This is a genomic window from Bradyrhizobium daqingense (assembly GCF_021044685.1).
Taxonomy (GTDB): domain Bacteria; phylum Pseudomonadota; class Alphaproteobacteria; order Rhizobiales; family Xanthobacteraceae; genus Bradyrhizobium; species Bradyrhizobium daqingense.
The window spans coordinates 3,705,970-3,728,562 of the sequence record NZ_CP088014.1; the positions used below are offsets into that span (position 1 = coordinate 3,705,970).

A 22,593-nucleotide genomic window follows, 5' to 3' on the forward strand; every position below is an offset into this window, starting at 1 on the left:
GATTCGTAATTCCCGGACGCGCGCCGGCTTCAGTACAAAGAGACCCAACGATGCTCGCCACCATTTCCATTCGCGCCAAGATCATCAGTGTCGTGGCGTTCTTGCTGGTTGCGATGGCCGGCATGGGCGTCCTCGCTGTCATGAAGATGCGGTCGATGAACGCCAATACCGTCGACATCACCACGAACTGGATGCCCAGTGTGCGGGTGCTCGGCGAGCTTCGGGCGAGCGTCATCACCTATCGCAATGTAGTCCGCCAGCACATGCTATCCGAAACGCTCGACGACAAGCTGGCGACCGAGAAGACCGCGGCCACCGTGACTGAGGCGCTCGCCAAGGTGCGCGCCAAGTACGAGCCGATGATCACCTCCCCGGAAGAGCGGGCGCTTTACAGCCAGTGGTCCAAGCTTTGGGACGAGTACAAGAAGGGCACCGAGGAGGTCATGGCGCTGTCGCGCAAGGAGGCTGGCAAGCTTCCCCGCGAAGCGCAGGAACTCAACTCCAAGACCGTCAACAAGATCGGGCTTCAGGCCGACGAGGTTCTGAACAAGGACATCGAACTCAACAACAAGGGCGGCGACCAGGCCGCCCAGGATGCAGCGGATAGCTATGCCTATGCCTTCATGCTGGTTTCGGTCATTCTCGGCATCGCCGTCGTGATCGGCATCGGTCTCAGCTTCTATCTCGTCCGTGACGTCTCCAACGGCATCAACTCAATCACCGAACCGATGCAGGCACTGGGCAAGGGCGACCTGTCTGCCGAAGTGCCGCACCGGGGCGAGAAGACGGAGATCGGCGCCATGGCCGACGTGCTCCAGATCTTCAAGGAGGCGTTGATCGCCAAGAAGGCTGCCGACGAAGCCGCTGCGGCCGACGCCGAAGCCAAGATCGAGCGCGGCCGCCGCGTCGACAACATCACCCGCGAATTCGAAACCATGATCGGCGAGATCGTCCAGACGGTGTCGTCGGCCTCGACCCAGTTGGAGGCTTCCGCCTCGACGCTGACATCGACCGCCGACCGCTCCCAGCGACTCGCGACCACGGTTGCCGGCGCTTCGGAGGAAGCCTCGACCAACGTGCAGTCGGTGGCCTCGGCGACCGAGGAGATGGCGTCATCGGTCGGCGAGATCAGCCGTCAGGTGCAGGAATCGGCTCGCATGGCCGGCGATGCCGTCGGCCAGGCGCGCAGCACCACCGAGCGCGTCAGCGAGCTCTCCAAGGCAGCTGCCCGCATTGGCGACGTCGTCGAGCTCATCAACACCATCGCCGGACAGACCAACCTGCTGGCGCTCAACGCGACCATCGAGGCGGCGCGCGCCGGCGAAGCCGGCCGCGGCTTCGCCGTGGTGGCTTCCGAGGTGAAGGCGCTCGCCGAGCAGACGGCGAAGGCGACCGGCGAGATCGGCCAGCAGATCTCCGGCATCCAGGCCGCGACCAACGATTCGGTCGGCGCGATCAAGGAGATCTCCTCGACCATCGAGCGTCTGTCCGAGATCTCTTCGGCGATCGCGGCGGCCGTGGAGGAGCAGGGCGCAGCGACCCAGGAGATTGCTCGCAACGTGCAGCAGGCAGCGCAAGGCACCCAGCAGGTTTCTTCCAACATCACCGACGTGCAGCGCGGTGCGACTGAGACCGGCACGGCTTCCTCGCAGGTGCTGTCGGCGGCACAGATGCTGTCCCGCGATTCCAACCGGCTCAAGCTCGAGGTCGGCAAGTTCCTCAACTCCGTCCGCGCCGTGTGAGGCACGGCCGCATGGCTGCGATGTAGATTTCGCAGTGCGGTAGCAGGGAAGTGAATGCGGGAAGGCTCCCGGAGGTTAGCGTTTCCGGCGGTGCTCGGGTAAAGGGGAATGGGGATCGCCGCGGGGGCGGCTTCCACATTCTTGCTTGACCTGGAATTGCCTGGCGCATGATTGCACTGGTCCGTATCGCCCTGAGCCGGCCCTATACTTTCGTCGTGCTCGCGCTTCTGCTGCTGATCATCGGACCGCTGGCGGCGCTGCGGACGCCGACCGACATCTTCCCGGACATTCGCATTCCCGTGATCGGCGTGGTCTGGCAGTACACCGGCCTGCCGCCCGACCAGATGTCCGGCCGCATCACCACGCCATTCCAGCGTGCGCTGACGACGACGGTCAACGACATCGAGCACATCACGGCCAACTCGTACAACGGCTTCGGCATCATCAAGATCTTCTTTCAGCCGAACGTCGACATCCGCACCGCCAACGCCCAGGTCACCGCGATCTCGCAGACGCTGCTCAAGCAGATGCCGCCGGGCGCGACGCCGCCCTTGATCCTGAACTACTCGGCTTCCACCGTGCCGATCATCCAGGTCGCGCTGTCAGGTGAGGGACTTACCGAGCAGAATCTCGCCGATATCGGCATCAACCAGCTTCGCACGCCCCTGGTCACCGTGCCCGGCGCGGCGATCCCGTATCCCTTCGGCGGCAAGCAGCGCCAGGTCCAGATCGACCTCGATCCGACCGCGCTCCAGGCCCGCGGTCTCTCGGGGCAGGACGTCGCCAATGCGCTGGCTGCCCAGAACCTGATCACGCCGGTCGGCACCCAGAAGATCGGCCAGTTCGAGTACAACATCCAGCTCAACAATTCGCCGCTGCGGATCGACGAGCTCGGCAATCTGCCGATCAAGACCGTCAACGGCGCCATGGTCTATGTGCGCGACGTCGCGACCGTGCGCGACGGCAATCCGCCGCAGACCAATATCGTCCATGTCGACGGCAACCGCTCGGTGCTGATGATGGTGCTGAAAGCCGGCGCGACGTCGACGCTCGACATCATTGCCGGCATCAAGCAGAAGGTCATCGACGTCAGGGATCAGATGCCGGAGGCGCTGAAGATCGGCTTCATCGGCGACCAGTCGGTATTCGTCCGAGGCGCAATCCAGGGCGTCGCCGTCGAGGGCGTGATCGCGGCGCTGCTCACCAGCGTCATGATCCTGCTGTTCCTCGGCAGCTGGCGCTCAACGATCATCATCGCGGTCTCGATCCCGCTCTCGGTGCTCGGCGCCATCATCATGCTGTCGGCGATCGGCGAGACTCTGAATATCATGACGCTCGGCGGCCTTGCGCTCGCGGTCGGCATCCTCGTCGACGATGCCACGGTGACGATCGAGAACATCAACTACCATCTCGAGCAGGGCAAGCCGGTCGAGCAGTCGATCCTTGACGGCGCCAACCAGATCGTGACGCCGGCCTTCGTGTCGCTGCTCTGCATCTGCATCGTGTTCGTGCCGATGTTCTTCCTCACCGGCGTTGCGCGCTTCCTGTTCGTGCCGATGGCGGAAGCCGTGATGTTCGCGATGATCTGGTCGTTCATCCTGTCGCGCACGCTGGTGCCGACCATGGCGAACTATCTGCTCAAGGCTCATGTCCATCACGAAGGCGGACCGCCCAAATCGCGCAATCCCTTCGTCTGGTTCCAGCGCGGATTCGAAGCGCGGTTCGAGCGTATCCGCAGCGGCTACCACAACTTCCTTGGCCTCGCGCTGGCGCACCGGGGCGTGTTCGTGATCGGTTTTCTCTGCGTCGTCGGCGCGTCCTTCGCGCTGGTGCCGTTCCTCGGGCGCAACTTCTTCCCCGCGGTCGATGCCGGCAACATCCTGATGCATGTCCGCACACAAGTCGGCACCCGCGTCGAGGAGACCGCCAATCAGCTCGCCGACATCCAGAAGGCCGTCCGCAAGCTGATTCCGGGCGAGATCGAGACCATGACCGACAATATCGGCATGCCGATCTCCGGCATCAACATGACCTACAACAACACCGGCGTGATCGGTCCGCAGGATGGCGACATCCAGATCAAGCTGAAGGAAGGCCACAAGCCGACGGAGGAGCACGTGAAGGTGCTGCGCGAGCAGCTACCGCGGCTGTTCCCCGGCGTCAGCTTCGCGTTCCTCCCCGCAGACATCGTCAGCCAGATCCTGAATTTCGGCGCGCCGGCGCCGATCGACCTGCAGATCCGCGGCGCCAATCTCAGCGCCAATTTCGCTTACGCCAATAATTTGCTGGCGAAGGTCCGCAAGATTCCCGGCGTAGCCGATGCGCGTATCCAGCAATCGCCGAACAACCCGACCTTCAACATCGACGTCGACCGCACCCGCGCGCAGTATGTCGGCCTGACCGAGCGCGACGTCACCAACAGCCTCGTGGTCAACCTCGCCGGCTCCTCGCAGGTGGCGCCGACCTACTACCTCAACCCCGACAACGGCGTGTCCTACTCGATCGTGATGCAGACACCGCAATATCAGATCGACTCGCTCAGCGCGCTGCAGACGCTGCCGATCACGGCTGCCGGCAACCCTCAATCGCCGATCCTCGGCGGCATCGCCGACATCAAGCGCTCGACCTCGAGTGCGGTGGTCTCGCAATACGACATCCAGTCGATGGTGCAGATCTTTGCCACGACCACGGGCCGCGATCTCGGTGCCGTCGCGGCCGATATCCGCCAGCTCATCGCCGACACCGCCAAGGACGTGCCGAAGGGCTCTTCCGTCGTGTTGCTCGGCCAAGTGCAGACCATGAACAGTGCCTTCACTGGGCTTTTGTTCGGCCTGCTCGGTGCCGTCGTGCTGATCTACTTCCTGATCGTCGTGAACTTCCAGTCCTGGTCCGATCCGTTCGTGATCATCACCGCATTGCCTGCCGCGCTCGCCGGCATCGTCTGGATGCTGTTCATGACCGAGACGACGCTGTCGGTGCCGGCCCTGACCGGCGCCATCATGTGCATGGGCGTCGCCACCGCCAACAGCGTGCTCGTGATCTCCTTCGCCCGCGAGCGCTACGAGGAACTCGGCGATCCCATCGCGGCGGCGCTCGAAGCCGGCTTCGTCCGGTTCCGTCCCGTGCTGATGACCGCGCTCGCCATGATCATCGGCATGGCGCCGATGGCCCTGGGGCTGGGCGAAGGCGGCGAGCAGAACGCGCCGCTCGGCCGCGCCGTGATCGGCGGCCTGATCTTTGCAACCTTCGCCACGCTGATGTTCGTTCCCGTGGTGTTCAGCATGGTACATAAGAAACAAGGCGCGAAGGCCGCCGCCCCATTGGAGACCGCGCATGTCGCCCACTGAACCCCGCTCCCCGGTGTCGCACCGGAAACTGGGCATCTTCGGCGTGGTGGCGCTGATTGCGGCAGGCCTCGTCGTCGGTACCGGCATCCGAGCCCGCGAGGAGCAGGGCACCAAGCTGAAGGAATGGACCGACGATCAGGCCATTCCCAGCGTCGCGGTGACCCAACCCAACGCCAAGGCGCTCCACGCCACCCTCGATCTGCCCGGCCGGCTCGAAGCCTATTATCGCGCCCCGATTTTTGCGCGCGTGTCGGGATACCTGAAGAGCTGGAACGCCGACATCGGCGCCCGCGTCAAGGCAGGGCAGGTGATCGCCGAGATCGAGGCGCCGGACCTCGATCAGCAGCTCTTGCAAGCCCGCGCCGACCTCGCCAGCCAGCAGGCCAGCGCCCGGCTGTCGGAAGCGACGCTGAACCGGCGCAAGACGCTTGTCGCCTCGAACTTCGTCTCGGCGCAGGAGATCGACGAGCGCACGGCGGATCTCTCCAACAAGAATGCCGCGGTCAATTCGGGCAAGGCCAATGTCGAGCGGCTGGAAGCACTGGCCGGCTACAAGAAGATCACCGCGCCGTTCGACGGCGTCGTCACCGCACGCGATACCGACGTCGGCGCACTGATCAATGCCGGCGGCGGCTCGGGCCCGGCGATGTTCGTGATCTCGGATATCACCAAGCTGCGCGTCTACGTCAACGTGCCCCAGAACTACGTGCCAGCCATCAAGATCGGCGCCAAGGCCACCATCACGCTGCCGGAATACCCGAACCGGACCTTCCAGGCGACCGTGGAAGCCTCTTCGCAGGCGGTCGATGTCGCCTCCGGCACCACGCGCATGCAGCTCGGGCTCGACAATTCCTCCGGCGAGCTGATGCCCGGCGGCTATGCCAGCGTGAAGCTCAACCTTCAGCGCGACTCGGCGCCGCTCAGCATTCCCGCCAGCGCGCTGATCTTCAACAGCAGCGGCCTGCGCGTTGCGACCGTCGGCCCGGACGACAAGGTGCTGTTCAAGCCCGTGACCATCGCCCGCGATCTCGGCCGCGAGATCGAGCTCGCCTCGGGGATCGCAGCTGATGACCGCGTCATCACGGCACCGCCGGACGGCCTCTCCGACGGGGACGCCGTGCGCGTGGTCGGCGCCAAGGCCAAGCCAGCAACGGCATCGGAGAAGCAGGCGCCGCGGAGCTAAAGGCGGTGTCGTGCCCCCGGACGCAGCGCAGCACGCAGTGATGCGCTGCAGAGCCGGGGTCCATCTCTCCGCGCTTTGCCGTGTCGCTTCCTGGGTCGCGGCTCTGCGGAGCGGCATTGCATGCCGCACCGCGTCCGGGACACGAAAGCCGGCTACGTTACCCGCCATTCCGGCGTACCATCGGCTGCCATGGTGATCTCACCAATCGAGCCCACCGGCGTCCTGTCCATATTCAGCAAGTGTTCCAGCGACGCGCTATCTCGGGCCGGAATCCGCGCCAGCGTACGCCGGTCATCCTCGATGCGCAGCATCACCACGCCGTGCTCGACATCGCCGCCGCGGCCGTAGAGCACCGTGAAGCTCTCGACCTTGCCCCTGCCGTTTGCCTCCGTCACGAATTCCGGCACGGCGCGCTTGTTGCGGTCGGCTTCGCCTTGCACGCTCGTCTCCTGTGCCAGCGCCTCGCGCGGCGGTGTCTTCGACACCACCAGCGCATGGTGCTTGGTGACGAAGCCGCCCTGGCCGTAGAGCAGGCCGAGGCTGGCGCCGTCGCGCAGGCGCCGAACCATCGCGCAGGCCGCATGGGTCATATAGGTATTGAGCGGCGCGCCGAAGAAGGTGAGGCCGCCGGTCACGGTCGGCTGCACGTCGGCACCAAGGCCCAGCGTCCGCCTTGCCATCTTGGGCACGCAGGGGAAGCAGCTATAGAGCTCGATCGCGTCGAACTTCTTGCCGTCGCCGCCGGCGAGATCCATCACCGCGTTCAGCACGGCGTTCTGCGGATGGCTTTCATAGAACTGGTCGCGCAGGAGATAATCGCGCGGCTCTTCCGCCGAGGCGCCGCCGAGCGGATAAATCAGCTTGTCTTCTGCGATACCGAGCGCACGCGCCTTGGCGAGGCTGGTGAGCAGCAGCGCGCCGCCCATGTTGACGCTCGGGTTCGCCACCATCAGCTTGTTGTAGGGCCAGGCGATCAAGCGGTTGTCGGCTGTCGGCGTCGTGATCTCCTCAGGCGCGTAGCGTCGCTTCAGCCAAGCGTTGGGGTTTTGCATGGCGGCCTCGGAATAGCGCGACCACAGCGTGCCTGATTCCGCCATAGCTTCGCGCGGCGTCTGGCCCCAATGGGCGGAGGAGGCGGCTTCGTAAAACGGATAGACGGTGACGGGACGAAACACGCCGAGTTTCACCGCCAGCGGCTTCTGGAACGCCGCGCCGCGCTTGGGCTCCTCGACGTCATGGGCGAACGGCGTCCATGGCAGCTTGACGCCGGCGCGTTCCGCTTTGGTCACGGTCGATTGCGCCTCGGCGCCGCAGATCGCGGCCACCATGCATTCGCCGCTGGCGATGCGCTTTGCCGCTTCGTGGATGTAGCGGATCGGGCTCTCGCCGCCGACCGGGCCGTAATAGCAATGCGCCGGCGAGACGCCGAGGCGTTGCGCCAGAAGTTTCTCCGGATCACGATAGCGCCAGCTCAGGAAGTTCACGACGTCGAGCGATTGCACCTCGCCGAGCAGCCTTGCGCCGGCATCTTGTTCTGCGCGCCGCAACGCCAGTTCGAGCAGGTCGAGCGGCTCGAGGCCCTCGGTGATCTCCTTTGGGCGGTCGACGATCTCGCCGACGCCGACGATGACGGGGATGCGGTCTTCTGGGGTATTGGCCATTTCTTCTTGCTTCACGTTTTCAGATCTTGGCACGCCGTCGTCTTCGAGGCCTTCGCTGCGCTACGGCACCTCAGGATGACGGCTACGGGGAAAGCGTCATCCTGAGGTGCGAGCCAAGCGACGCTTGCGGCGCTTGGCGAGCCTCGAAGAATGGTGGCACTCGCGCTACACACGCCATCACTCCGCCACCAGCGCATTCATGTGCTCGACGGCTTCGGCGAAATCTTCCTTGAACTCCTGCACCACGGCGCCCGCGGACTTCACGCTGTCGACCAGCCCGACGCCCTGGCCGACGAAATAGCTGACGAGGTCGCGCGCCCTGGCGTTGCCGCCCGCGGCGGCGCGGTCGATCGAATTGAAGGCGTCGCGGCTGATGACGCTTTGCAGCGGCATCGGCAGCGCGCCCGGGCTGTCAGGCGCGCGGTCCCAGGCGTCGGTCCAGACCGAGCGGAGCTGCCGCGCCGGCTTGCCGGTGCGGCCTCTCGAGCGCACCGCGTCGCGCGAGGACGCCGCGATCATCTTCTCGCGAAAGATTTCGGTGGTCTCGGCCTCGACGGTCGCCAGCCACACCGAGCCGGTCCAGGTGCCGGCCGCGCCCATCGCCATGCAGGCCGCCATCTGCCGCCCGGTCATGATGCCGCCGGCGGCCAGCACCGGTACGTCGCGGATGGGCTTGATCGCCTTGATCACCTCGGGCACCAGCACCATTGTCGAGACCTCGCCGCAATGGCCGCCGGCTTCGGTGCCCTGCACCACGAGGATGTCGACACCGGCCGCGACCTGGCGTAGCGCGTGCTCCTTGGCGCCGACGAGGGCGGCAACGGGAACGCGGTGCTTCTTGCCCATCTCGATCATCGCCTTCGGCGGCACGCCGAGTGCATTGGCGATCAGGCGGATCGGATGATTGAAGGAGACTTCGAGCAGCTCCAGCGCTGTCTTCCCGTCGAACGGTTGCGGCTGGTCGGCCGCGACCTCCGTCGTCGTGAGCTCGATATCGTATTTCTTCAGCAGCTCGCGTGTGTAGGTGCGATGCTCCTGCGGCACGCGCGCTTCCAGGCTCTTCCAGGTGACGTCCTTCTCGCCCGCGGTCGAGATGTTCTCGGGGATCAGCACGTCGATGCCGTAGGGGTTGCCGTCGACGTGATCGTCGATCCACTTCAATTCGCGTTCGAGCGTATCAGGCGTGTGCACTGTGGCGCCGAGCACGCCGAAGCCGCCGGCCCGGCTGACGGCGGCAACGACGTCGCGGCAATGGCTGAAGGCGAGCAGCGGGAACTCGATCCCCAGCATGTCGCAGATCGGCGATTTCATGGCGCTCTCCCGGCGGACTTCGCGTTCTCGTTGCTGACGTGGCGAAGCAAGAACGACGCTAGCCGATCGTCGCGCGCGATGCCATGCCGGAATCGACGGAGCATCTTGCGTACAGGCGTCGCGGATGCGGCAGCCATTCCGTCGCGCAAAATATGCGGGCAAGAGGCCTCGATAAGCCTCTTGCGCTTTTGCAACAGTGAGCGAATGCTGGCGCACAACAACAGAACAACGAGGGAGCGCCAACCGATGTCGTCAGCGCAATCGAATCCCGCTCGCGCAATCGACGCTTACGACGTGGTCGTCGTCGGCGCGGGCTTTGCCGGCATGTACATGCTGCATCGCTTGCGTAGACTCGGCTTCTCAGCGCGCGTCTATGAGCAGGGCGACGGTGTCGGCGGCACTTGGTACTGGAACCGCTATCCCGGGGCGCGTTGCGACGTCGAGAGCATGCAATATTCCTACTCGTTCTCGGAGGAGCTTCAGCAGGAATGGGACTGGAGCGAACGTTACGCACCGCAGCCCGAGATATTGAAGTACGCCAACCATGTCGCCGACCGTTTCGATCTGCGCCGCGACATCCAGTTCAATACGCGCGTCGAGCGCGCTGTGTTCGACGAGCGCGCAAAGCGATGGTCGGTGACGACCTCCGACGGCAAGACGGTTCAAGCGCAGTTCGTCGTGCTCGCCACCGGCTGCCTCTCGAACGCGCGCAAGCCGGACATCAAGGGACTCGATGATTTCAAGGGCCCCGTCTACCATACCGGAAATTGGCCGCATGAGGATGTCGACTTCACCGGCCTGCGCGTCGGCCTGATCGGCACGGGCTCATCCGGCATCCAGTCGGCGCCCGTCATCGCCGCACAGGCCAAACATCTCACCGTGTTTCAGCGCACGGCGAATTTTTCGATTCCTGCGCGCAACGCCGCCCTGACCGACGAGGAGCGCAGCGCGTTCCGCAAGAACTATCCAGAGATCCGTCGCTTCGCCCGCGAAGTCGCCCGCAACGGCATCTACGCCGAGCAACCCGATCGCGGTGCGCTCGATGACGGCGAGGATGTCCGGCTCGGAAAGTACGAGAAGCGCTGGGAACGCGGCGGGCTGACCTTCATGTATGTCTACAACAATCTCGGCCTCGAGCGTTCCGCGAACGACACCGCCGCCGACTTCGTGCGCGGCAAGATCGCCGAGATCGTCAAGGATCCGGAGACCGCAAAGCTGCTCCAGCCGGACAGCCATCCGATCGGCACCAAGCGCATCTGCATCGACACGGATTACTTTGCGACGTTCAACCGCCCGAACGTGACGCTGGTCGACATCAAGACCAACCCGATCGAGGAGATCACCGCGAACGCGGTTCGCGTCGCAGGCAAGGACCATGAAGTCGACGCGCTCGTGATGGCGACGGGCTTCGACGCCATGACCGGATCGGTCGCGAAGATCGACATCAGCGGGCGGGGCGGCCAGACGCTGAACCAGAAATGGGCGGAGGGGCCGAAGACCTATCTCGGCCTGATGAGCGCGGGCTTTCCCAACCTCTTCATCATCACCGGCCCCGGCAGCCCCTCGGTGCTGTCGAACATGATCGTGTCGATCGAGCAGCATGTCGACTGGATCGCCGACTGCCTCGTCCACATGCGCAAGCAGGGCCTTGTCACGATGGCGGCGGAGAGGGAGGCCGAGGAGAAGTGGGTCGCCCATGTCAATGAGGTCGCCCACGGCACGCTCTATCCGCAGGCTAATTCCTGGTACATGGGCGCCAACATCCCCGGCAAGCCGCGCATCTTCATGCCCTATATCGGCGGCGTCGGCGTCTACCGCCGGATCTGCGACGAGGTCGCCGCGAAGGGATATGACGGGTTCGTGATGGAGCGGGCGGAGCAGATGCAGGCTGCGGCGTCCTAGGTGACGCCGTCATTCTGGGGCTCGCGCCAGCGAGAACCCGGAATCCATGTCTGAGGGCTTGCCTAGCGGTGCGATGGATTCGGGGCTCGCCCTGCGGGCGCCCGGAATGACCGGAGCGAGGGGGTGCCATGACGAAACGTTGAGTTGCCCAGCCGGGCAATGCGTTTCGGCGCCCTTGTCATCGGCCCTTCGAGGGCTAATTAATGCAGGCGCATCTTTCCGCCGGAGCCCTCGCATGACCGACACCCCCGCCTACGTGCCGCCCAAGGTCTGGACCTGGAACAAGGAGAATGGCGGGCAGTTCGCCAATATCAACCGTCCCATCGCCGGTCCCACCCATGAGAAGGAGCTGCCGGTCGGAAAACATCCCTTCCAGCTTTACTCGCTGGCGACGCCCAACGGCGTGAAGGTCACGGTGATGCTGGAGGAGCTGCTGGCGCTCGGTCACAAGGGCGCCGAATACGACGCCTGGCTCATCAAGATCGGCAACGGCGACCAGTTCGGCAGCGGCTTCGTCGACATCAATCCCAATTCCAAGATTCCGGCGCTGATGGACCGCTCCGGGCCCGAGCCGATCCGGGTGTTCGAGTCCGGCTCGATCCTGTTCTACCTTGCCGAGAAGTTCGGCGCCTTCCTGCCGAAGGACATCAAGGCCCGCACCGAAGCCATGTCCTGGCTGTTCTGGCAGATGGGCAGCGCCCCCTATCTCGGCGGCGGCTTCGGCCACTTCTATGCCTACGCGCCGACCAAGATCGAATACGCCATCGATCGCTTTGCGATGGAGACCAAGCGCCAGCTTGACGTGCTCGACCGGCGACTCGCCGACAACGAATATCTCGCCGGCAAGGAGTACACCATCGCCGACATGGCGGTGTGGCCCTGGTACGGCGCGCTTGCCAAGGGGCTGGTCTATGGCGCCGGCGAATTCCTCTCGGTGCAGGACTACAAGAACGTGCAGCGCTGGACCGACCAGATCGCCGAGCGTCCGGCCGTGAAGCGCGGCCGCATGGTGAACCGTGTCTCCGGCGATCCCGCCAGCCAGCTCCACGAGCGCCACGACGCGAGCGATTTCGAGACCAAGACGCAGGACAAGGTCGAGGCGGCGACGTAGCTCTCTTCTTCCACGCCCTGCGTGCGCAGAGAGGTCGAATTCGATCGAAGTCTCGTAGGGTGGGCAAAGCGAAGCGTGCCCACGAATCAGCATTATGCGCACAAAAGACGTGGGCACGGCGCTATGCGCCTTTGGCCACCCTACGAATTCTTCACACCCTCCGCCGCCGGAAACACCACGCGGTCGTCGGTGCGGCAGTAGCGATCGGCGAACATGCGGCCGATCGGATGATAGCGGTCCATGTGCACCCGCATCGCCTCGGGATCCCAGAGCTCGTCGCGGATGTGGAAGTGGATGCCTTCGCCCATGATCAGGCGGCGATCGTCGTTGACGTCGATCAGCTTCCAGAGCTTGCATTCCATCGCCCAGGGCGTGTCGGCTAGCCGCGGCACGGCGATTTTCGTCGAGGACGCGAGCCTCAGGCCGAGATAATCGGGCTCGCCGACCTCGGGCGGAAAATCGCCGCTGCTTTCGTGCATCGCTTTCGCCAGCGGCTCGTCGGCGATGTTGACGACGAACTCGCCGGTTCGCTGGATGTTGAGAAACGTGTCCTTGTCCTCGCCACCAGGCTTGCGGTTCGCCGCAAACATGCAGAGCGGCGGATCTTCACAGAATGCGTTGAAAGAAGCTGAACGGTGCGGCGTTGACCACGCCGGTTGGTCCGAGCGTAGTCACTCATGCAATCGGCCGCGGTAGGATGAAGGAGGTCAGCACCTTGTAGCGCTCGCGTGGCGTGAGGTCGCTGGCGGCGTAGTCCATGGCGGCTCCTGGGCAAGTCGTCATTGCCGGGCTTGACCCGGCAATCCATCATCCTGAAGAAATGTTCTCTTCGATGGATGCGCGGGTCAAGCCCGCGCACGACGAGTTGAGATCAAGCCATGCTCAGCTCGTGGCGGCCGACCACCATCCAGTGGACCTCGTCCGGACCGTCGGCGAAGCGGAGGTGGCGCACGTCCTGATACATCTCGGCCAGCGGCGTCCAGTGCGATATGCCGGTGGCGCCGTGCATCTGGATCGCCTGGTCGATGATCTTGCAGGCACGCTCCGGCACCATGGCCTTGACCATGGAGACCCAGACGCGGGCCTCCTTGTTGCCGAGCACGTCCATGGCCTTGGCCGCCTTCAGCACCATCAGCCGCATCGCCTCGATCTCGCAGCGCGCTTGCGCGATGATCTGCATGTTGCCGCCGAGATGGGCGATCTTCTTGCCGAAGGCCTCGCGGGTGAGGCCCCGCTGCACCATCAGATCGAGCGCCTTCTCGGCCTTGCCGATGGTGCGCATGCAGTGATGGATGCGCCCAGGTCCGAGGCGGAGCTGCGAGATCTCGAAGCCGCGGCCTTCGCCGAGCAGCATGTTCTCCTTCGGAACGCGAACATTGTTGAAGCGCATGTGCATGTGGCCGCGCGGGGCGTGATCCTGGCCGAACACGTACATGGGCCCGAGCACCTCGACGCCGGGCGTGTCGCGCGGCACCAGGATCTGCGACTGCTGCTTGCTCGGCGCCGCATCCGGATTGGTCTTCACCATCACGATGAGGATCTTGCAGCGGGGATCGCCGACACCGGAGATGTAATACTTCTCGCCGTTGATGACCCATTCGTCGCCGACGAGCTTGGCCGTGGTCGAGATGTTCTTGGCGTCGGAGGAGGCGACGTTCGGCTCGGTCATGACATAGGCCGAACGGATCTCGCCGTTGAGCAACGGCTTCAGCCACTTCTCCTTCTGCTCCTTGGTGCCGACGCGCTCCAGCACCTCCATATTGCCGGTATCGGGCGCCGAGCAGTTCATGGTCTCGGACGCCAGCGGGCTCTTGCCGAGCTCGGAGGCGATATAGGCGTAGTCGAGATTCTTCAGGCCCTGGCCGGTCTCATCGTCGGGCAGGAAGAAGTTCCAGAGGCCTTCCTTCTTGGCCTTGTTCTTGGCGACTTCGAGAATCTCTAGCTGCTTCGGCGTGAAGCTCCAGCGATCCTCTTTGCCTTCGCCGGCCTTGGCGAACTCGATCGACATCGGTTCGACGGTGTCGCGAATGAACTTCTTGACGTGATCGTAGAGCGGCCGGACCTGGTCCGACATGCGGAGGTCGTTGAGCTCGTCGCCGGGATTGAGGGTGTAGTTGGTGGTGCGGGGAATGTAGGTGTGTTTTGTCATTGTTCCTCCCGGGATCGCTGAGATTGCTGGCGGGAGAATAGTCGCAGCGCTGCGAAAGTGCGAGCGCGCATTTTTCACGTCGAAGCCATGCCACGCGATGGAATTTGGCGACGTCGTTTGAAATGTTGTTTGAATGGGGCGGGGGAAAGAGGCGTCAGCCGCGCCTCATTCTCCGCTGTCATCGCCCGGCGAAGACCGGGCGATCCAGTATTCCAGAGACAGCGATGGTTGAATCGAGAAGCCGCGGCGTACTGGATTCCCCGCTTTCGCGGGGAATGACAGTAGTTGATGCGGCTAATTCGGCAGCCGATGCATCGCGCAGATCTTGTTGCCGTCGAGGTCGCGCAAATAGGCGAGATACAGCTTACCGCTGGGGCCCTGGCGGACGCCGGGCGGATCTTCGATCGATTTCGCGCCGGCCGCGACGCCGGCCGCGTGCCAGGCGTCGACCTGCTCGGGCGAATTGCAGGCAAAGCCGATGGTGGCGCCGTTCGCGCAGGTCGCCGGCTCGCCGTTGATCGGCTTCGACACCGAGAATACGCCGGTCTTGGTCATGTAGAAAATGCGATGCCCATCGACCATCGCCGGGCGCACCTCGAGCGTGCCGAGCAGCTTGTCGTAGAACCCCTTGGCCTTGTCGAGGTCGTTGGTGCCGATCATGACGTGTGAGAACATTGCCCATTCCCTCAGAGTTTGTAGCCCGGATGGAGCGTCGCGCAATCCAGGTCTGTTTGCTCTTGGCCGTCCCGGATCGCGCTGCGCTCCATCCGAGGATTCGAAAGATCAGAACGCCGTATAGCCACCGTCGATCACGAACGTGTCGGCCGTATGATATGACGACGCCTTGCTCATCAGATAAACGGCAATGCCGCCGAAATCTGAGGCTTCGCCGAAGCGCCGGACCGGGATGCGCGGCATCACGTTAGCGACGAATTTGTCGTTGGCCATGAGCCCTGCGGTCATGTCGCTCTTGATCCAGCCGGGCAGGATCGCGTTCGCGGTGACGCCGTGACGCGCCAGCTCGACGCCGAGCGCGCGCACCAGCGCGTTGATGGCGGCCTTGGTCGCGGCATAGTGCTCGTTGCGCGCGGTACCGAAGATCGAGGCGAGGCTCGATGTCGCAACCAGCCGGCCGAAGGGATCGCCGGCATTGGCCCGCTCGGTCATGTGCTTCGCGGCCGCCTGGAACGCGTGGAACACACCGTCGAGATTGGTGGAGAACATCGTGCGCCATTCCTCTTCGGTGCGCTCGATGAAGGACCGCCTTCCGCCGCCGCCGATGCCGGCGTTGGCGAAGCAGCCGTCGACCCGGCCGAGGGATTCGAGCGTGGCCTTCATGGCGGCATTGACCGAGGCGGGATCGGTGACGTCGCAGACGCGGGTCTCGACCTTGCCTGACAGCCCGGCCAGGCTTGCGGCAGCAGCCTTGTTCTTGTCCGCATTGCGGCCCCAGATCGAGACATTGCAGCCCTGGGCGGCGAGCGCCTGCGCGATGCCGAGCCCGATGCCGCCATTGCCGCCGGTGATCACGGCGACGCGGCCGGAAAGGTCGAAAAGGTTCATGGCGCGTTTCCCGTTCTTGGCAAGTTTCTTGGCCGTTATTGGCAAGTCATCCTGGCATGCCGCGCATCAGCCGCTGCGCGCAAGATTGCTTGCCATGCTCTGATCACCATGGACAAGACCGCGCCAAAAATCAAATATGCTCGCCGGCAAAACAAATTCCGGTCTGCGAAACTGTCGCAGGCCGGCAACTGACGAGGAAACCATGCAATTCAAACACGTCACGCTCGATTTTGATGGGGCGGTCGCAATCCTCAAGCTCGACCATCAGGAGGTGATGAACGCGGTCTCCGTGGACATGCTGGGCGGCCTCGCCGAAGCGCTCGATACGATCGAGGAGAAGAAGGACGAGGTGCGCTGCGTCGTCCTGACCGGCGCGGGCCGGGCGTTCTGCACCGGCGCGAACCTTCAAGGGCGCAACAACCAGTCGAAAAAGACCAAGGCCGGTCTGACGCTGGAGACCGGCTTCCATCCCTTCCTGCGCCGCATCCGCAATCTGCATTGCCCGATCGTGACCGCGGTCAACGGTCCCGCGGCCGGCGCCGGCATGAGCTTCGCACTGCTCGGCGACATGATTTTATGCGCGCGGTCCTCCTACTTTCTTCAAGCCTTCCGCCGCATCGGCCTCGTGCCGGATTGCGGTTCGACCTGGCTCCTGCCGCGTCTCGTCGGCCGGGCCCGCTCGATCGAATTGTCGCTGATGGGCGAGCGGCTGCCGGCCGAGAAGGCGCTGGAATGGGGCCTCGTCAACCGCGTCTATGATGACGGCGTGCTGATGGAGGAGGCGATGAAACTCGCGCGCGAGCTCGCGAGCGGCCCCACGGTCGCACTGTCGCTGATCCGCAAGCTCTATTGGGATAGCCCGGAAAACTCCTTCGAGGATCAGCTCAATCTCGAATTCCAGTGCCAGCTTCGCGCCGGCGACAGCCAGGATTTCCGCGAGGGCGTCGGCGCCTTCCTGGAGAAGCGCCCCGCGCAGTTCAAGGGCAAATGATCGAGGCGGAGCTCTCGCGCAGTGTCGCGCGCTGGTACCCGGGGGCGAGCGGCGTCACAGGCGCCGCAAAGCTGTCCGGCGGCGCCAGCCAGGAAACCTGGCGCTTCGACATCGTGCATCCCGATGGCGCGATCGGCGCGATCCTGCGCCGCTCGCCGAAGGGTTATGGCGCAGCTCCAACCCGCGCGGCAGGACTTGCCGCGGAAGCGCAGCTGATGCAGCTCGCCTTTGAGGCCGGCCTGCCGTCGCCGCGCGTCATGCATGTGCTGACGCCGGAGGACGACCTCGGCACCGGCTTCATCATGCAGCGGGTCGAGGGCGAGACCATCGCACGCAAGATCCTGCGTGATGAGGAGTATGCAGCGGCGCGGCCATTGCTTGCGCGGCAGATCGGCGGCGTGCTCGCCGGGCTGCACAGATTGCCGAAGGACAAATTGCCAGAGCTGCGCAGCCGCAGCGCGACGCAGGAGATCGCCGAGTTCGAGCGCGACTATCGCAGCCTGAACTGGCCCAAGCCCGTGTTTGAACTGGCGCTGCGTTGGCTGCGCGACCACGACCCCGGCCCCTCGGCGGAGACGACGCTGGTGCATGGCGATTTCCGCAACGGCAATCTCATCATCGGTGCCGACGGCGTCCGTGCCGTGCTCGACTGGGAGCTCGCCCATCTCGGCGATCCCATGGAGGATCTCGGCTGGGTCTGCGTGAATTCCTGGCGCTTCGGCGAGATCGACAAGCCGGTCGGCGGTTTTGGCACGCGCGAGGAATTGTTCGCGGGCTATGAGGCCGCGGGCCGCAACGTCGATCCTGCGCGCGTGAAATTCTGGGAAGTGATGGGCACGCTGCGTTGGGGCATCATGTGCGGCGGCATGATGCAGCGGTTTCGCGAGGGGCCGGACCATTCCATGGAGCGCGCCATGATCGGCCGCCGCGCCTCCGAGACCGAGATCGATCTGTTGCGGCTGCTCGCGCCGCGCGGGAGCTGACCATGCAGGACGAACCGACGCCGATCGAGCTGACCAAGGCGGTCGCCGATTTCCTCCGTAGCGACATCACGCCGCTGATCTCCGGCCACCAGGCCTTCAAGCTGCGCGTCGCCATCAACATCCTCGATCTCGTCACGCGGCAGCTGACGCAGGAGGAAGGGAGCGATGCTGCGGAGGTGGAGCGATTGCGCGCGTTGCTCGGCATGGACGGCTCGGTGACAGAGCTCAACCGCGCACTGGCGGAGCGCATTGCGAAAGGCGAGGTCGATCTCGCAACGCCCGGCCTTGCCGAGCATCTCTGGGCGACCACGATGGACAAGCTCGCCGTCGATCAGCCGAACTATGCATCGTATAAGCGGGAGTTGGGGCGAGGCGGATAGGCGCTATTCCATCGACCGTCATTGCGAGCGCAGCGAAGCAATCCAGAATCTATCCACGGAGGCAGTCTGGATTGCTTCGTCGCAAGGGCTCCTCGCAATGACGGCCGAGAGACCTTTTACTTCCCCACCCATTTCGGCGGCCGCTTCTCCGAGAACGCCTTCGGGCCCTCGATGTAATCCTGCGAAGCCACCATCGCCTTCACCGCCGGATAATCGCGCTGCTCCTCGATCGCCTGCTCCAGCGAGACGCCGAGCCCCTTCTGGATCGCCTGCTTGGAGGCCCGGATCGACATCGGCGAGTTCTTGGTGATCATCTCCGCCCAGCGCAGCGCGGCGCTGAGCGCCTCGCCCTGCGGCACCACCTCGTTAACGAAGCCGAGTTCGAGGCCCTCCTTGGCGCTGACATGGCGCGCGGTGAGGATCATGCCCATCGCGCGCTTCAGCCCGATCTGGCGCGGAAGCCGGTGCAGACCGCCGGCGAGCGCAGCGAGGCCCACGCGCGGCTCAGGCAGGGCGAAGGTCGCGTTCTCCGAGGCGATGATGAGGTCGCAGGCCAGCGCAATCTCGAAGCCGCCGCCCATCGCAACGCCATTCACGGCCGCGATGATCGGCTTGTCGCAGTCGAAGCGCGAGGTAAGGCCGGCAAAGCCGCCCTTGTCCCAGCCCCGCTTGCCGCCGGCCGCCTGCCATTTCAGATCGTTGCCGGCGCAGAACGCCTTGTCGCCGCTGCCGGTGACGATCGCGATCCATTGCTCGGGATCTCCGGAGAAATCGTCGAACACCTTGTTGAGCTCGAAATGCGCGTCGGTGTGCAGGGCGTTGTAGACCTCGGGCCGCGACAGCGTGACAATCGTGATCGGCCCCTTGCGTTCCACTTTTGAGAATTTCAACTCCATCGCGCGCTCCCGCATTTTCTCGTGAAGGAATATTGGCGGCAGTGTAGCGCGCGGGTGCGTTTCAACACCATCGAATTGCGCGGGTGCGCTTTGCGCGCGTCACACGCCTCGCCTTGCTTGACTTGCGCATGCTCTTCTCCGCTTAATCACGCGAAGCAAGAACGCGCTTAGCGCCTTAACGCAAATCGACAAAATCATTCCGGGAGAGGACCCTTGGATTTCTCGCTGCCTGCCGATCTCGTCGCCTATCTCGGAGAGCTCGACCGTTTTATCGAACGCGAGATCAGGCCGCTCGAAGAGGCCGACGACAACATCCGCTTCTTCGATCATCGCCGCGAATGGGCGCGTACCGATTTCGAGAATGGCGGCCTGCCGCGTCACGAATGGGAGGCCTTGCTGCGCAAGGCCAAGGATCTGGCGGACGCCGCGGGGCACCTGCGCTTCCCGGTGCCGAAGCAGTATGGCGGCAAGGACGGCACCAACCTCTGGATGGCGGTGATCCGCGAGCATTTTGCCGCCAAGGGTCTCGGCCTGCACAACGACCTCCAGAACGAGCACTCCATCGTCGGCAATTTCCCCGTCGTCACCATGCTCGACCGCTACGGCCGTGACGACCAGAAGGCGATGATCGACGGCTCGATCAAGGGCAAATACCGCATCACCTTCGGCCTGACCGAGCCGCATCACGGCTCCGACGCCACCCACATGGAGACGCGCGCGGTGCCGGCGACCCGCGACAACGTCAAGGGCTGGATCATCAACGGCGAGAAGATGTGGACCACGGGCATGCACGTCGCCACGCACTGCGCGCTGTTCGCGCGCACCAGCGGTAATGACGGCGATGCCCGCGGCATCACCTGCTTCCTGGTGCCGGCCAAGAGCCACGGCGTCAAGGTCGAGGAGTACATGTGGACCTTCAACATGCCGACCGATCATCCCCGGGTCAGCTTCACCGACGTGTTCGTGCCGGAGGATGCGCTGTTCGGCGAGGTCGGCCGCGGTCTGTCGCTGGCGCAATGCTTCGTGCATCAGAACCGCATCCGCCAGGCCGCGAGCTCGCTGGGCGCCGCCGTCTACTGCATCAATGAGAGCGTGAAATACGCGCGCGAGCGAAAGCCGTTCGGCAGGGCGCTCGCCGAGAACCAGGCGATCCAGTTCCCGCTGGTCGAGCTCGCGACCCAAGCCGAGATGCTGCGCCTGTTGATCCGCAAGACCGCCTGGGAGATGGACCAGCTCACCGAGGAGCAGATCGAGCGCACGCTCTCCGACCGCGTCTCGATGTGCAACTACTGGGCAAACCGCCTCTGCTGCGAATCCGCCGACCGCGCCATGCAGGTCCACGGCGGCATGGGCTATTCACGTCACAAGCCGTTCGAGCACATCTATAGGCACCACCGCCGCTACCGCATCACTGAGGGCAGCGAGGAGATCCAGATGCGCAAGGTCGCGGGGTTCTTGTTCGGCTATATGGGGCCGGGGAAGCATTAGGGGTTATTCGCGTGATCCGTTCCTAGGGTCGTCCCCGCGAAGGCGGGGACCCATAACCCCAGGGAGTGGTTTGGGGCGATCTGGTAATCCCGAGTCTTCGTCAAACCACTTCCTGTGGTTATGGGTCCCGGGCTCGCGCTGCGCGCGCCCCGGGACGACGCCGTGGAGAGAGCCGCACCCCTAATTCACCCGTCGATCGTTCCCCGCCCAATACGGCTCGCGCAACTGCCGCCGCAGAATCTTGCCTGACGGATTCCGCGGCAACTGCGGCAAGAACTCCACGCTCTTCGGCGTCTTGTAGCCGGCGATGCGCTCCCGGGTGAAGTTGATGATATCGGTGGCAGTCGCCTGCTTGCCCGGCTTCATCACCACGACCGCCTTCACCGCCTCGCCCCATTTGTCGTCGGGCACGCCGATCACGGCGGCCTCGGCGATATCAGGATGATCGCAGAGCGCGCTCTCGACCTCGGCGGGGTAGATGTTCTCGCCGCCGGAGATGATCATGTCCTTGATGCGGTCGTGGATGTAGAGATAGCCGTCTTCGTCCATGTAGCCGGCATCGCCGGTGCGCAGCCAGCCGTCGCTGCGCAGCGTCGCGGCGGTCGCCTCCGGCAGGTTCCAATAGCCCGCCATGTTGGAGCCCGAGCGCGTCGCGATCTCGCCGACCTGACGCGGCGGCAACGGCTTGCCGTCGACATCCAGGATCGCAATCTCGACGCCCGGCAAGGCTTTGCCAGCCGAACGCATCCGTTCGAGACCTTCGACGTGGTCTTCCGGCGGCAACGCGACGATCGTTCCCGTCGTCTCGGTCATGCCGTACATCTGCACGAAGCCGCATTTGAAGACCTCGATGCATTCCTTCAGCAGTGCCGCCGGTATCGGCGAGGCGCCGTAGAGCATGTATTTCAGCCGCGAGAAATCCACCGTTCGCGCGCGTGGCTGCCGCACCACGAACTGCATCGCGGCCGGCACCATGAACAATTTCGTGATGCCCGACTGCTCGAAGAAATCGAGCACCTTGGTCGGATCGAACTCGCGCGCGATCACGCCGCGGGCGCCGTGATAGAGCCCCATCACGCCCCAGCCCGAACCGCCGATATGGAAGATCGGCATCGCCACCAGCGAGACGTCGTCGGTCGACCACCGGTTCCACTCCGGCTTGTCCTCGGCATTGCCTGTCTGCACCAGATTGAGGAAGTTCGCGTGGCTCAGCATCGCGCCTTTCGGCTTGCCCGTCGTGCCCGAGGTGTAGAGCTGGATCGCGATGTCCTTGCTGTCGATCGGCACGCTCGGATCATCACCGCTCTGCGCATTGCGCCACGCGGTAAAGCCCTGCCATTCCACCGCGCCTCCCTCGGTGGTGATGATCGTGCGCACGCCGGGTAGCTTGTCCTTGATCTGGCGAACGAGCGTGATGAACTCCGGTCCCACGAACATCACCGGCGCCCTGCAATCCTCGACGATGAAGGCGACCTCCGGCCCCGCCAGCCGCCAGTTCACCGGCGCCATCACCACGCCGGCCTTCATCGCACCCATCAACAGCTCGAAATAGAGATCGCTGTTCTTGCCGAGATAGGCGATGCGGTCGCCCTTCTTCACGCCCATCGCGATCAACGCGTTGGCGACCTTGTTGGTCTTGACGTCGAATTCGGCAAAGCTGGTGAGGCGGCCCTCGAACTCGTAGGCAATGGCATCGCCGCGGCTCTTCGCGCGCTCGCGCACCATGTCGGCGAGATTCGCCAGTGGCTGTGTGAACATGTTTCTCCCGTCGCGTCTTGTTCTTATGCAGGGAGTGTGAAGTCAATCGCGGGCGAAGACAAGGTGGGACAAGATCAGCCGCGGTTTCGTGTCCCGGACGCTGCGCAGCTCGAAGTGATGCGCTGCAG

16 protein-coding genes and 1 pseudogene are annotated in these 22,593 nt (G+C 64.3%); 9 read left to right on the forward strand and 8 right to left on the reverse strand.

The genetic code is table 11. The features are described from left to right. The first annotated feature begins 50 nt into the window (after positions 1–50). The 3 genes from LPJ38_RS17685 to LPJ38_RS17695 all read left to right on the forward strand — a co-directional run bounded on the left by LPJ38_RS17685 (position 51) and on the right by LPJ38_RS17695 (position 6,272). Positions 51–1,742 (forward strand): methyl-accepting chemotaxis protein, encoded by a 1,692-nt coding sequence (locus LPJ38_RS17685; RefSeq protein WP_145627911.1) that lies wholly within the window; start codon positions 51–53, stop codon positions 1,740–1,742. A 167-nt stretch (positions 1,743–1,909) separates the two neighbouring features. Further along, positions 1,910–5,089: an efflux RND transporter permease subunit gene (locus tag LPJ38_RS17690; protein ID WP_145627909.1), complete on the forward strand. Its 3,180-nt coding sequence runs from the start codon at positions 1,910–1,912 to the stop codon at positions 5,087–5,089. Then, complete coding sequence (locus LPJ38_RS17695; protein ID WP_145627907.1) at positions 5,076–6,272, forward strand: efflux RND transporter periplasmic adaptor subunit; 1,197 nt, start codon at positions 5,076–5,078, stop codon at positions 6,270–6,272. Before LPJ38_RS17690 ends, LPJ38_RS17695 begins: the two co-directional genes overlap by 14 nt. A 152-nt stretch (positions 6,273–6,424) precedes the next feature. On the opposite strand, the gene LPJ38_RS17700 is transcribed toward LPJ38_RS17695, so the two are convergent. Next, a complete protein-coding gene (locus tag LPJ38_RS17700) occupies positions 6,425–7,933 on the reverse strand; it encodes an acetyl-CoA acetyltransferase (RefSeq protein WP_145627904.1) in 1,509 nt (502 codons plus the stop codon). A 177-nt stretch (positions 7,934–8,110) separates the two neighbouring features. Further along, on the reverse strand, positions 8,111–9,244 hold the full coding sequence (locus tag LPJ38_RS17705; protein ID WP_145627901.1) for a nitronate monooxygenase: 1,134 nt from the start codon (positions 9,242–9,244) through the stop codon (positions 8,111–8,113). Between the two features lie 246 nt (positions 9,245–9,490). On the opposite strand from LPJ38_RS17705, the gene LPJ38_RS17710 reads away from it, so the two are divergent. Both LPJ38_RS17710 and yghU read left to right on the forward strand, forming a co-directional pair. After that, positions 9,491–11,146, forward strand: a complete 1,656-nt coding sequence (locus tag LPJ38_RS17710; RefSeq protein ID WP_145627899.1) for a flavin-containing monooxygenase — start codon at positions 9,491–9,493, stop codon at positions 11,144–11,146. 235 nt (positions 11,147–11,381) lie between these two features. Next, positions 11,382–12,257, forward strand: a complete 876-nt coding sequence (gene yghU / locus LPJ38_RS17715; RefSeq protein ID WP_145627897.1) for a glutathione-dependent disulfide-bond oxidoreductase — start codon at positions 11,382–11,384, stop codon at positions 12,255–12,257. 140 nt (positions 12,258–12,397) lie between these two features. Here yghU and LPJ38_RS17720 read toward each other — a convergent pair. The 4 genes and pseudogenes from LPJ38_RS17720 to LPJ38_RS17735 form a co-directional block, all read right to left on the reverse strand. After that, a pseudogene (locus LPJ38_RS17720) lies at positions 12,398–13,016 on the reverse strand (flavin reductase family protein). Between the two features lie 112 nt (positions 13,017–13,128). Continuing rightward, positions 13,129–14,406, reverse strand: a complete 1,278-nt coding sequence (locus LPJ38_RS17725) for an acyl-CoA dehydrogenase family protein (protein WP_145627894.1) — start codon at positions 14,404–14,406, stop codon at positions 13,129–13,131. 294 nt (positions 14,407–14,700) lie between these two features. Next, complete coding sequence (locus LPJ38_RS17730) at positions 14,701–15,081, reverse strand: VOC family protein (protein ID WP_145627893.1); 381 nt, start codon at positions 15,079–15,081, stop codon at positions 14,701–14,703. A 108-nt stretch (positions 15,082–15,189) separates the two neighbouring features. Then, the gene (locus LPJ38_RS17735) at positions 15,190–15,969 is read right to left on the reverse strand and encodes an SDR family NAD(P)-dependent oxidoreductase (RefSeq protein WP_145627891.1); all 780 of its coding nucleotides are present in this window, start codon (positions 15,967–15,969) and stop codon (positions 15,190–15,192) included. A 202-nt stretch (positions 15,970–16,171) separates the two neighbouring features. On the opposite strand from LPJ38_RS17735, the gene LPJ38_RS17740 reads away from it, so the two are divergent. From LPJ38_RS17740 to LPJ38_RS17750, 3 genes are read left to right on the forward strand one after another with little or no spacing between them, the layout of a single operon-like run. Then, a complete protein-coding gene (locus LPJ38_RS17740) occupies positions 16,172–16,960 on the forward strand; it encodes an enoyl-CoA hydratase/isomerase (protein WP_145627889.1) in 789 nt (262 codons plus the stop codon). Further along, the gene (locus tag LPJ38_RS17745) at positions 16,957–17,943 is read left to right on the forward strand and encodes a phosphotransferase family protein (RefSeq protein WP_145627887.1); all 987 of its coding nucleotides are present in this window, start codon (positions 16,957–16,959) and stop codon (positions 17,941–17,943) included. Before LPJ38_RS17740 ends, LPJ38_RS17745 begins: the two co-directional genes overlap by 4 nt. A 2-nt stretch (positions 17,944–17,945) precedes the next feature. Beyond that, on the forward strand, positions 17,946–18,323 hold the full coding sequence (locus LPJ38_RS17750) for a DUF6285 domain-containing protein (protein WP_145627885.1): 378 nt from the start codon (positions 17,946–17,948) through the stop codon (positions 18,321–18,323). A gap of 116 nt (positions 18,324–18,439) precedes the next feature. Here the strand turns inward: LPJ38_RS17750 and LPJ38_RS17755 are convergent, their stop codons facing one another. Beyond that, on the reverse strand, positions 18,440–19,219 hold the full coding sequence (locus LPJ38_RS17755; RefSeq protein WP_145627882.1) for an enoyl-CoA hydratase-related protein: 780 nt from the start codon (positions 19,217–19,219) through the stop codon (positions 18,440–18,442). A 213-nt stretch (positions 19,220–19,432) separates the two neighbouring features. Between LPJ38_RS17755 and LPJ38_RS17760 the strand changes: the two genes are divergently transcribed. After that, complete coding sequence (locus tag LPJ38_RS17760) at positions 19,433–20,707, forward strand: acyl-CoA dehydrogenase family protein (protein WP_145627881.1); 1,275 nt, start codon at positions 19,433–19,435, stop codon at positions 20,705–20,707. A gap of 180 nt (positions 20,708–20,887) precedes the next feature. Here LPJ38_RS17760 and LPJ38_RS17765 read toward each other — a convergent pair whose 3' ends face one another. After that, positions 20,888–22,465 carry a fatty acid--CoA ligase gene (locus LPJ38_RS17765; RefSeq protein WP_145627879.1) on the reverse strand — a complete coding sequence of 526 codons (1,578 nt, stop codon included), beginning with the start codon at positions 22,463–22,465 and terminating at the stop codon, positions 20,888–20,890. Between the last annotated feature and the right edge of the window lie 128 nt (positions 22,466–22,593).